Source organism: Kitasatospora sp. NPDC101183 (assembly GCF_044767945.1).
Taxonomy (GTDB): Bacteria; Actinomycetota; Actinomycetes; order Streptomycetales; family Streptomycetaceae; genus Kitasatospora.
Map to the genome: position 1 here is coordinate 23851 of NZ_JBIWOW010000048.1, position 11253 is coordinate 35103.

General features: G+C 73.1%; 9 protein-coding genes. 3 read left to right on the forward strand and 6 right to left on the reverse strand.

Translation table 11 applies throughout. The annotated features are described in order from the left end of the window. Positions 1–96: 96 nt before the first annotated feature. The 4 genes from glpK to mmuM form a co-directional block, all read right to left on the reverse strand. Positions 97–1620 (reverse strand): glycerol kinase GlpK, encoded by a 1524-nt coding sequence (gene glpK / locus ACIRRS_RS37130; protein WP_402981046.1) that lies wholly within the window; start codon positions 1618–1620, stop codon positions 97–99. A 110-nt stretch (positions 1621–1730) separates the two neighbouring features. After that, on the reverse strand, positions 1731–2456 hold the full coding sequence (locus ACIRRS_RS37135) for an MIP/aquaporin family protein (RefSeq protein ID WP_402981049.1): 726 nt from the start codon (positions 2454–2456) through the stop codon (positions 1731–1733). Between the two features lie 294 nt (positions 2457–2750). Then, positions 2751–3515, reverse strand: a complete 765-nt coding sequence (locus tag ACIRRS_RS37140; RefSeq protein WP_402981052.1) for an IclR family transcriptional regulator — start codon at positions 3513–3515, stop codon at positions 2751–2753. 152 nt (positions 3516–3667) lie between these two features. Beyond that, a complete protein-coding gene (gene mmuM, locus ACIRRS_RS37145; protein ID WP_402981055.1) occupies positions 3668–4618 on the reverse strand; it encodes a homocysteine S-methyltransferase in 951 nt (316 codons plus the stop codon). 160 nt (positions 4619–4778) lie between these two features. Between mmuM and ACIRRS_RS37150 the strand changes: the two genes are divergently transcribed. The 3 genes from ACIRRS_RS37150 (at position 4779) to ACIRRS_RS37160 (ending at position 8492) form a co-directional block, all read left to right on the forward strand. Further along, entirely contained in the window at positions 4779–5705 is a 927-nt protein-coding gene (locus ACIRRS_RS37150) for an NUDIX hydrolase (protein ID WP_402981058.1), read from the forward strand. A 74-nt stretch (positions 5706–5779) separates the two neighbouring features. After that, positions 5780–6325, forward strand: a complete 546-nt coding sequence (locus ACIRRS_RS37155; RefSeq protein WP_402981061.1) for an NUDIX domain-containing protein — start codon at positions 5780–5782, stop codon at positions 6323–6325. Positions 6326–6371: 46 nt separating this feature from the next. Beyond that, the gene (locus ACIRRS_RS37160; RefSeq protein WP_402981064.1) at positions 6372–8492 is read left to right on the forward strand and encodes an acetoacetate--CoA ligase; all 2121 of its coding nucleotides are present in this window, start codon (positions 6372–6374) and stop codon (positions 8490–8492) included. A 68-nt stretch (positions 8493–8560) separates the two neighbouring features. Here ACIRRS_RS37160 and ptsP read toward each other — a convergent pair whose 3' ends face one another. Both ptsP and ACIRRS_RS37170 read right to left on the reverse strand, forming a co-directional pair. Then, a complete protein-coding gene (gene ptsP, locus ACIRRS_RS37165; protein ID WP_402981067.1) occupies positions 8561–10231 on the reverse strand; it encodes a phosphoenolpyruvate--protein phosphotransferase in 1671 nt (556 codons plus the stop codon). A gap of 83 nt (positions 10232–10314) precedes the next feature. After that, entirely contained in the window at positions 10315–10764 is a 450-nt protein-coding gene (locus ACIRRS_RS37170) for a PTS glucose transporter subunit IIA (RefSeq protein WP_402981070.1), read from the reverse strand. Positions 10765–11253: the final 489 nt, after the last annotated feature.

Sequence of the window (11253 nt, forward strand, 5' to 3'; positions counted from 1 at the left end):
GGTGCGGCCCCTGCGGGAGAGGCCGGTCGGCCCGGATGCGGCGGGCCTGAAACGGGACCGGCCGGCCGGGGCTGGTGCCCCGGCCGGCGTCGTCGGTCAGTTGTTCTCTTCTTCTTCCACCCAGCCCATGGTGCGCTCCACGGCCTTGAGCCACTTCTTGTACTCGCGCTCCCGGGTGTCCTCGTCCATCCGCGGCGTCCACTCCGCGGCGCGGTGCCAGTTGGCCCGCAGGGTGTCGAGGTCGTTCCAGAAGCCGACGGCCAGGCCGGCCGCGTACGCGGCGCCGAGGGCGGTGGTCTCGGCCACGTACGGGCGCTCGACCGGGGCGTTCAGGACGTCGGCGATGTTCTGCATGAGCAGGTTGTTGCTGGTCATGCCGCCGTCGACCTTGAGGGCGGTGAGCTCGACCCCGGAGTCCTTCTCCATGGCGTCGACGACCTCGCGGGTCTGCCAGGCGGTGGCCTCCAGGACGGCCCGGGCCAGGTGGCCCTTGGTGACGTACCGGGTCAGGCCGGCGATCACACCGCGGGCGTCGGAGCGCCAGTACGGGGCGAACAGGCCGGAGAAGGCCGGGACGAAGTAGGCGCCGCCGTTGTCCTCGACGGTGTTGGCGAGGGTCTCGATCTCGGCGGCGGTGGAGATGATGCCGAGCTGGTCGCGCAGCCACTGCACCAGCGAGCCGGTGACGGCGATGGAGCCTTCCAGCGCGTACACCGGGGCCTGGTCGCCGATCCGGTAGCCGACGGTGGTCAGCAGGCCGTGGTACGAGTTGACGATCTTCTCGCCGGTGTTCAGCAGCAGGAAGGTGCCGGTGCCGTAGGTGGACTTGGCCTCGCCCTCGTTGAAGCAGGTCTGGCCGAACAGCGCGGCCTGCTGGTCGCCGAGCGCGGAGGCGACGGGCACGCCGGCCAGGTCGCCCACGGCCTCGCCGTACACCTCGGCGGAGGAGCGGATCTCCGGGAGGACGGCCATCGGCACGCCCATCGACTCGGCGATGCTCTCGTCCCAGGCGAGGGTCTTGAGGTTCATCAGCATGGTGCGGCTGGCGTTGGTCACGTCGGTGACGTGCTTGCCGCCGTTCACACCGCCGGTGAGGTTCCAGATCACCCAGGTGTCCATGGTGCCGAACAGGATGTCGCCGGCCTCGGCGCGCTCGCGCAGGCCCTCGACGTTGTCCAGCAGCCAGCGGATCTTCGGGCCGGCGAAGTAGCTGGCCAGCGGCAGGCCGGTCTCGCGGCGGAAGCGGTCCTGGCCGACGTTGCGGCCCAGCTCGCGGCAGAGGCCCTCGGTGCGGGTGTCCTGCCACACCAGGGCGTTGTGGACCGGCTCGCCGGTGTTCCTGTCCCACAGGACGGTGGTCTCGCGCTGGTTGGTGATGCCGATGGCGCGGATGTCGTCCCGGGTCAGGCCGGCCTTCTCCAGCGCGCCGCGCACGACGGACTGCACGCGGGTCCAGATCTCGGCGGCGTCGTGCTCGACGTAGCCGGGCTGGGGGAAGATCTGCCGGTGCTCCTGCTGGTCGACGGCGACGATGCGGCCGTCGGCGCCGAAGACGATGCAGCGGCTGGAGGTGGTGCCCTGGTCGATCGCGGCGATGTAGTTGCCCGTGGGGGTCGTCATGGGGTGGGTCCTCGGCTCAGGCTCGGGGGTGCGGGGTGGGTGGGTCCGACGCGGGGCGCTGTGCTGTCCGTCCGTTCGGTCCCCGTGTGCGACGGGTTCGAACCCGCGCTCTAGTACAGGGCGTTGTAGACGCCGCCGGCCACGAGGCCGCCGATGACCGGGCCGACGACCGGGACCCAGGCGTACGACCAGTCGGACGTGCCCTTGTTCGGGATCGGCAGCAGCGAGTGCACGATGCGCGGGCCCAGGTCGCGGGCCGGGTTGATCGCGTAGCCGGTCGGACCGCCGAGGGACAGGCCGATGGAGACCACGATGATCGCGACGACCGCGGTGCCGCCGGCACCGAGCTTCGGGCTGAGGGTGAGGATGCCCATGCAGAGCACGAAGGTGCCGATGACCTCGGTGAGCACGTTCTGGATCGGGTTCCGGATCTCGGGACCGGTCGAGAAGATGCCGAGGGTGGGCTCCTCGTTGGCCTGGAACTGGCCGAGGTAGGTGAGCCAGACGAGGACGGCGCCGATCATCGCGCCGAGCATCTGGGAGCCGATGTAGAGCGGCACCTGGCTCCAGTCGCCGCTCTTGACCGCGAGCGCCAGGGTGACGGCCGGGTTGAGGTGGGCGCCGGACTTCTCGCCGGTCATGTAGGCGGCGGTCAGGACGGCGAAGCCCCAGCCGAAGGTGATCGCCAGCCAGCCGGCGTTGAACGCCTTCGACTTCTTGAGGGTCACGGCGGCGCAGACGCCGCCGCCGAGGGCTATCAGGGCGGCGGTGCCGAGGGTTTCGCCGATGAAGACGTCGCCGGTGGAGAACGCGGACACAAAGACTCCCTTGTCCATATGGCCCGGAGGTGGGGGGTGAGGGTGGCGGCCGGTCGATCGCTGTGCGGGTGAGCGCATTGTGGGAGTGATCTTCACGGCCATCGTTCGACAATGTCGACCGTCATGCGGAAGCTTCCTCTGCAGGTCACCCCCACGTCAAGGCGGGGTTACGCAGCTGTGACCCTTCCCTCCGAGGATCCCCCGACGTTACGCGGCCGGGCGGCACGAAACGGGGCAAAACGCCAGCGCGCGGACGGGCCGGAGGCCCGCCCGCGCCCTGTGTGGTCCGCGTGACGCGTGGTGACGAGAAGGTCAGAACCGCCCGGCGCCCAGGTCCCGCGAGATCGCCCGCGCCGCGCTGCGCACCGAGGCCACCAGCGACGGCTTGACGAAGCCGTCCTCGCAGATCCGCTCCACCGGCCCGTTGACGCACACCGCGCCCACCGGGTTGCGCCGCCGGTCCTGGATCAGCGCGGCGATCGAGGCCACGCCCTCCCAGGTCTCCTCGACGGAGTCCGCCCAGCCGCGCTCGCGGATCAGCGCGCACTCGGCGTCCACGTCGCCCGCCCCGGTGAGCGTGCGCACGGTGTACGACTCGTACGGCCCGTCGCCCAACTCCCCACGGGCGACCGGGTCGTAGGCCACCAGCACCTTGCCGATCGCGGTGCTGTGCAACGGCTGCATCGAGCCCACCTCCAGCACCTGCCGGGTGTCGTCCGGCCGGAACACGTGGTGCACGATCAGCACGCCCTGCTGGTGCAGCACCCCCAGGTAGACCGTCTCCCCGGCCGCCCGGGCCAGGTCGTCCGCCCACACCAGGGCCCGCGCCCGCAGCTCGTGCACGTCCAGGTAGCTCTGCCCCAGCCGCAGCAGCTCGGCGCCCAGCTGGTACTTGCCGCTCTCCGGGTCCTGCTCGACGAACCCCTCCTGCTGCAGCGTGCGCAGGATGCCGTGCGCGGTGCCCTTGGCGAGGTCCAGCGCCGTCGCGACCTCCGACAGGCCCAGCCGGCGTTCGCCGCCCGCCAGCAGGCGCATGATCGCGGCGGCCCGGGAGAGCGACTGGATCGGGCCGGGCATGGGTACCTCCGCGCTGACAGGCGGTCGACAATGTCGACCGCAGTGGTGACGGGACGAGTCTGCCAGGCCGCCTCCGGTCCGTGCACCTTCCCCCTCGGTAACCCGCGATCGGCCGTTTGTTAACCTCACGCCCGCGCGGCCGCCTCGAGTCCTCACACGCCCGCCCGTCCGGACCCTTCCTTCGCCCGCAGCACCGTCACCTCCGCCGCCAGCGCGGCGATCCCGTCCGTCCCCACCCGGCAGCAGCCGCCGACCAGCCGCGCGCCGTCCGCCAGCCAGCCGCCCACCCGCGCCGAACGGAACGTCGGCTCCCCGCGCCAGCCCCGCCGGTCCGCGTCCCACTCCTCGCCGCTGTTGGGGTACACCACCACCGGCTTGCCCGTCACCTCGGCGGCCAGCGCCACCGCCCGGTCCGCGTCCCGGGGCGTGCAGCAGTTCACGCCCACCGCCACCACCTCGTCCGCCTCCGCCGCCAGCGCGAAGGCCTCCGCCAGCGGCTGCCCGGCCCGCGTCCGGTCGCCCTCGACGCTGTACGACAGCCAGGCCGGCACCTCCAGGCCCCGCAGCAGCCCGAGCAGCACCCGCGCCTCGTCCACGTCCGGGATCGTCTCCAGCGCCAGCACGTCAGGCCGGGCCGCCGCCAGCACCTCCAGCCGGGGCCGGTGGAAGGCCGCCAGCTCCGCCGCGCCCAGCCCGTACCGGCCCCGGTACTCGGAGCCGTCCGCCAGTACCGCCCCGTACGGGCCCACCGAGGCCGCCACCCAGCGCCGCCGCCCGCCCGGCACCGCCCGCGCCGCCTCCCGCGCCAGGTCCACGCTGGACGCCAGCAGCCGGGCCGCCTGCGCCCGCCCGGTCCCGCGCCGGGCGAAGCCCTCGAAGCTCGCCTGGTAGCTCGCGGTGATCGCCACGTCCGCCCCGGCCTCGAAGTACGCCCGGTGCGCCTCCACCACCGCCTCCGGCGCGTCCGCCAGCAGCCGCGCCGACCACAGGTCGTCCGACAGGTCGTGCCCCTGCGCCGCCAGCTGGTCGGACATCCCGCCGTCCAGCACCAGCGGCCCGGCCGCCATGGCCGAGGCGAGGTCCAGCGGGGGAGCAGTGGGCATGGAGGTCTCCTCGGGCGCGGTCGTTCCCGGTCACAGCCTAGGAGGAACGGCCCCCTCGCCGACGGGGAAAACCATTTGCCGGGCGGGAAAGCGATCGCTACGTTGTGCTCACCCGGAGAACGACACCTCCGTTTCCCATGCGCGCGGAGAGGAGCCGACGATGACCTCCGAACCCTCCGGAACCCCCCGGTTCCCCGAGTCCGAGGAGCAGTGGCTCGCCGCGTACGACCCCCGCGCCTACACCCCGGTCGCCGTCACGGTCGACGTGGTCGCCCTGACGCTGCGCCACGGCAGCCTCCACGTCCTGCTCGTCGAGCGCGGCGCCCCGCCCCACCAGGGCCGCTGGGCCCTGCCCGGCGGCTTCCTGCGCGCCGGCCAGGAGGGCCTCGACGAGGCCGCCGCCCGCGAGCTCTCCGAGGAGACCGGCCTCCAGGGCGCCTCCGGGGCCGAGTCCGCCCTCCACCGCCTCCACCTGGAGCAGCTCGGCACCTACGGCGCCCCCGACCGGGACCCGCGGATGCACGTCGTCTCCGTCGCCTACCTCGCCTTCGCCCCCGACCTGCCCGACCCTCGGGCCGGCACGGACGCGGCGGCCGCAGCGTGGCACCCGGTCCACGCCCTCGACCTGCCCGCACGCCCCCACAGCCACTCCACACCGGCCGGTGCGCCCGTCGACACCCACGGGGGTGGTGTCGACGGGCCCACCGGCCCCCTCCCCCTGGCCTTCGACCACGCCCGCATCCTCGCCGACGGCCTCGACCGGGTCCGCGCCAAGTTCGAGTACAGCCCCCTCGCCACGGCCTTCCTCCCGTACGACTTCACCATCCCCGACCTGCGCGCCGTCTACGAGGCCGTCTGGGACGAGAAGCTCCACCCGGGCAACTTCCACCGCAAGGTCCTCTCCGTCCCCGGCTTCGTCGAGAGCACCGGCACCACCACCCCGCGCGGCGGCACCCGCGGTGGCCCCCGCGCCCGGACGTACCACGCCGGCCACGCCCGCCAGCTCCACCCCGCCCTGCTGCGCCCCGCCCGCGAGAGCGAACCCGGTGCCGACGACGGCCCCGACAGCGGCCCCGACTCCCGCTGACCGCCGGGTGGTTCGCCCACTCGCCCACTCGCCCACCCCCGCGCCACGTCGGCCCGCCGGGCTACCATCCGGCCATGACCACCGACGCAGCCCAGACGGTCCACCGGCCCTTCTCCCACTGCCACTTCTGCGGCACGCCCTACCCGCCCGGCACCGACGCCTGGCCCCGCGCCTGCCCCGGCTGCGCCGAGATCAGCTACCGCAACCCCCTGCCCGTCACCGTCGCCGTCCTGCCCGTCACCCGCCCCGACGACGACCCCGCCCTCGTCGTCATCCGCCGCACCATCGAACCCGGCTACGGCGAACTCGCCTTCCCCGGCGGCTACATGGACTTCGGCGAGAGCTGGCAGCAGAGCTGTGTGCGCGAACTCCGCGAGGAGACCGGCATCCTGGCCGACGCCTCCGACGTCGAACTGGTCGAACTGGCCTCCGACCCCAGCGGCCGCTTCGTCATGCTCGCCGGCCTGCTCCCCGCCCGCCCGCTCGCCGAACTCCCGCCCTCCCGCCCCACCGACGAGACCGAGGGCTGGCAGCTCGCCACCGCCGACACCCCGCTCGTCTGGGACTTCCACAACGGCCTGCTGCGCCGCTGGTTCGACGGCGAGCTCGGCCCCCGCTGATCACGGCCACGCCCCACCGGCCGACCCTGGTCAAGCGGCCCCGCTCATGGCATGGTCTGCACCGAAGACCGCAACCGGACGGGCCGCGACCAGCACTCCCGTCCCCACCACCGGCCGGGAGACCACCACCGTGAGCACCCCACCCCAGGACCAGCCGCTCTGGCGCCCCAACCCCGCCCGCGCCGCCGAGACCACCCTGGTGGCCTTCCAGGCCTGGGCCGCCGAGCACCACGGCGCCCCGGCCGCCCCGCTGGCCCCGGCCGAGGACGACGACCAGGCCGCCCGCCGCTACGCCGACCTGCACGCCTGGTCCACCGCCGACCTCGACCGCTTCTGGACGGCGGTCACCCAGTGGTTCGACGTCCGCTTCACCGAGGCCCCCGAGGCCGTCCTCGCCGACGCCACCATGCCCGGCGCCCGCTGGTTCCCCGGCGCCCGCCTCAACTACGCCGAGCACGCCCTGCGCGCGGCCGAGCCCGGCCCCAACGGTGAGAAGGGTGCCAACGCCGACCGACCGGCGATCCTCCACCTCGACGAGACCACCGAGGCGCCCGCCGTCCTCACCTGGGCCGAACTGCGTCGCCAGGTCGCCTCCCTGGCCGCCGCCCTGCGCGAGCGCGGCGTGCGCCCCGGCGACCGCGTCAGCGCCTACCTGCCCAACGTCCCCCAGGCCGCCGTCGCCCTCCTCGCCACCGCCGCCGTCGGCGCCGTCTGGACCAGCTGCGCCCCCGACTTCGGCGCCCGCAGCGTCCTCGACCGCCTCCAGCAGATCGAGCCCGCCGTCCTCTTCGCCGTCGACGGCTACCACTACGGCGGCAAGGACCACGACCGCACCGAGGTCGTCGCCGAACTGCGCCGCGAACTCCCCACCCTCCACACCGTCGTCCACGTCCCCCTGCTCGGCGCCCCCGCCCCCGAGGGCGCCCTCACCTGGGACGACCTGGTCGCCGACGAGGTCGAGCCCGTCTTCGAGCCCGTCCCCTTCGACCACCCGCTCTGGGTGCTCTACTCCTCCGGCACCACCGGCCTGCCCAAGGCCATCGTCCAGAGCCAGGGCGGCATCCTGCTCGAACACCTCAAGCAGGTCGGCCTCCACCTCGACCTCGGCCCGCAGGACCGTTTCCTCTGGTACACGTCCACCGGCTGGATGATGTGGAACTTCCTGCTGGCCGGCCTCCTCGTCGGGTCCACGATCGTCACCTACGACGGCAGCCCCGGCCACCCCGACACCGGCGCCCTCTGGTCCGTCGCCGCCCGCACCGGCGCCACCGTCCTCGGCACCTCCGCCGCCTACGTCATCGCCAGCCGCAAGGCCGACCTCCACCCCGGCCGCGACCTCGACCTCTCCGCCGTCCGCTGCATCGGCACCACCGGCTCCCCGCTCCCGCCGGACGGCTTCCGCTGGATCTACGACGAGGTCAAGGAGGACGTCTGGCTCGCCTCCGTCAGCGGCGGCACCGACGTCTGCTCCTGCTTCGTCGGCGGCGTCCCCACCCTCCCGGTGTACCTCGGCGAGATCCAGGCCCCCTGCCTCGGCGCCGCCGTCGAGTCCTGGGACGTCCAGGGCCACCCGCACACCGACGAGGTCGGCGAACTCGTCGTCACCGAACCCCTCCCGTCCATGCCCACCGGCTTCTGGAACGACCCCGAGGGCACCCGCTACCACGACAGCTACTTCGACGTGTACCCCGGCGTCTGGCGCCACGGCGACTGGATCACCGTCACCTCCCGGGGCACCGTCGTCATCCACGGCCGCTCCGACTCCACCCTCAACCGCCAGGGCGTCCGGATGGGCTCCTCGGACATCTACGAGGTCGTCGAACGCCTCCCCGAGATCGCCGAATCCCTGGTCATCGGCCTCGAGGAGCCCGACGGCGGCTACTGGATGCCCCTCTTCGTCGTCCTCGCCCCCGGCGCCGAACTGAACGACGACCTCATCGGCCGCATCCGCACCTCGCTGCGCACCGAACTCTCCCCGCGCCACGTCCCCGACGAGGTCGTCGTCGTCCAGGGCCTGCCGCACACCCTCACGGGCAAGCGCATCGAGGTCCCCGTCAAGCGCATCCTCTCCGGCACCCCGCTGGAGCAGGCCGTCAACCCCGGCTCCGTCGACAACCTCGACCACCTGCGCTTCTTCGAGCAGCTGCGCCGCGACCGCGCCTCCTGACCCCGCACACGCCGAAGGGGCGCCCCCACCGTCACGGTGGGAGCGCCCCTTTCGCGTCTCTGCGGGTCCTACTCGCCCGACAGCACCTGCTGCGCCGCGGCCCGCGCCTCGTCGGCGCTGTCCGCCGCCCGCGCGGCCTCGGCGGCCCGACGGCACTGCGCCAGGCTGTACTTGGCGAGCGTGGAACGCACGTACGGGATCGACGCGGAGCCCATCGACAGGCTGGTGACGCCCAGACCCGTCAGCACCACGGCCAGCAGCGGGTCGGAGGCCGCCTCGCCGCACACGCCGCAGCTCTTGCCCGCCGCCTGCGCCGCCTCGGCGGCCGAGGCGATCAGGTCCAGCAGCGCCGGCTGCCACGGGTCCTGCAGCCGCGCCAGCGCGCCCACCTGACGGTCGGCCGCGAAGGCGTACTGCGCGAGGTCGTTGGTCCCCAGCGAGAGGAACTCGACCTCCTGGAGGATCGACCGGGCCCGCAGCGCGGCGGACGGAATCTCCACCATCGCACCGAACTTGGCGACCAGCCCGGCCTCGCGACAGGCGTCCGCGAAGTCCTTGGCGTCCTTGCGGTCGGCCACCATCGGGGCCATGACCTCGAGGTGCACCGGCAGGCCCTCGGCGGCCGTGGCCAGCGCCCGCAGCTGGGTGCGCAGCACCTCCGGGTGCTCCAGCAGGGTGCGCAGACCGCGCACGCCCAGCGCCGGGTTCGGCTCGTCAGCCGGCGTCAGGAAGTCCAGCGGCTTGTCGGCGCCCGCATCCAGCACGCGCACGACCACCCGGCCCTCGGGGAAGGCCTCCAGCACCTTGCGGTACGCCTCGACCTGCTTCTCCTCGCTGGGAGCCTTCGCCGAGTCGTCCAGGAACAGGAACTCGGTACGGAACAGGCCCACGCCCTCCGCACCGTTCTCCAGCGCCGCCGGCACGTCCGCCGGACCGCCGACGTTCGCCAGCAGCGGCACCGCGTGCCCGTCCGAGGTCCGGCCCGGGCCGGAGGAGGCGGCCAGCGCCGCCTTGCGCGCGGCGGCGGCCGCCCGCAGCTCGTCCTGCTTCTCCTGGGACGGCTCCAGCAGCACATCGCCCGAACTGCCGTCCACCGCAACGACGGTGCCCTCGGCGACATCCGTCGCCCCCGGCAGCGCGACCACGGCCGGCACGCCCATCGCCCGCGCCAGGATGGCGCTGTGGCTGGTCGGCCCGCCCTCCTCGGTCACGAAGCCGAGCACCAGCGTCGGGTCCAGCAGCGCCGTGTCCGCCGGCGCGAGGTCCCGCGCGAACAGTACGTACGGCTCGTCGCTGTCCGGCACACCCGGCATCGGGACGCCCAGCAGCCGGGCCACGATGCGGTTGCGCACGTCGTCGAGGTCGGCGACCCGCCCGGCGAGGTACTCCCCGGCGGCGGCCAGCAGCGCCCGGTACGCGGCGAAGGCGTCGTACACACCGCGCTCGGCGCTGCTGCCCACGGCGATCCGGCGGGCCACGTCGGCCATCAGCTCCGGGTCCTGCGCCATCAGCGCCTGGGCCTCGAGCACGGCCTGTGCCTCGCCGCCGGCCAGGTTGCCGCGCGCGATCAGGTCCGCGGCGACGGCCTCCACGGCGGCCTGGGCGCGAGCCTGCTCACGCGGGGCGTCCTCGGTCGGGATCTGGGTGGCCGGGGGCTCCAGGACGGCGGTGCCCATGTGTCGCACCTGGCCGATCGCGACCCCGTGGCTGACACCCACGCCGCGCAGTGTCTTCTCCATCTACCTGTCTCCGCAGTGCCGGGCCGCCCCGGCGTCTCCTGCGGGGCGGGTGTGGGGGATTGTGGGGGAGTGGACGCCGAGCTTCAGTTCCAGCTGAACAGCTCGTCGCCGGCCTGCGCCTCGCCGTCCTCGCGGACGGTGCCGAGGGCGTCGGGGGTCGCCTCCAGCGCAACGATCGGGGAGATCGGCGACTTGCCGGCGGCCTCGACGTGGGCCGGGTTCCACTTGATGACGGCCTGACCACGGGTCACGGTGTCACCCTTGTTCACGAGGAGCTCGAAGCCCTCGCCGTTCAGCTGCACGGTGTCGATCCCGAGGTGGGTCAGCACACCGTGACCCTCGGCGTCGACGACCACGAACGCGTGCGGGTGCATGGAGACGACGACGCCGTCCACCGGAGCCACCGCCTCGGTCGGCTCGCGCACCGGGTCCACCGCGGTGCCCGGGCCCACCATCGCACCGGAGAACACCGGGTCGGGAACGTTCGCGAGCCCGACGACCCGGCCGGTCAGCGGCGACGTCACAGTGGTCATGGTTGTGCCTCCCAAGTGCGCAAGTACGAACGAGCAGCCGCAGAGCAGCGGCGCGACGATCAACCGAAGCCTAATTGATGTCAACTAAGGACAACTGTTGACATTCCCGGGCGAAGCCCCACGCCCCGCCCGCTCTCTCCGCCGGCGTCCCACCGGCCGCTAGTGGTCTAGTCCTCTTGGGCCGGTGCGCCGCACTCTACAGGCATCTTGGCGAATCGAGACCATTGCTGTATATGCTCGCGAGAGCAACAAATCATGCCGCCGCCCGGGTGACATCGGGTGCGCCCCGATTCGCGCTCGGCCCGACGACCCGCTATGGTTGGTCGAGTCGCCGCGACTCCGCGGTTAACACCAGATTTCAGATGCGAATAGCCCCGGTAAACGGAGCGGAAAGCATCTGGTAAGCTGGAAACACGAAAGAACGAAGCGCCCGGAGGGCCCGCTGGAAGGCGGCCTGAAGGAAGCGTCCGTTCCTTGAGAACTCAACAG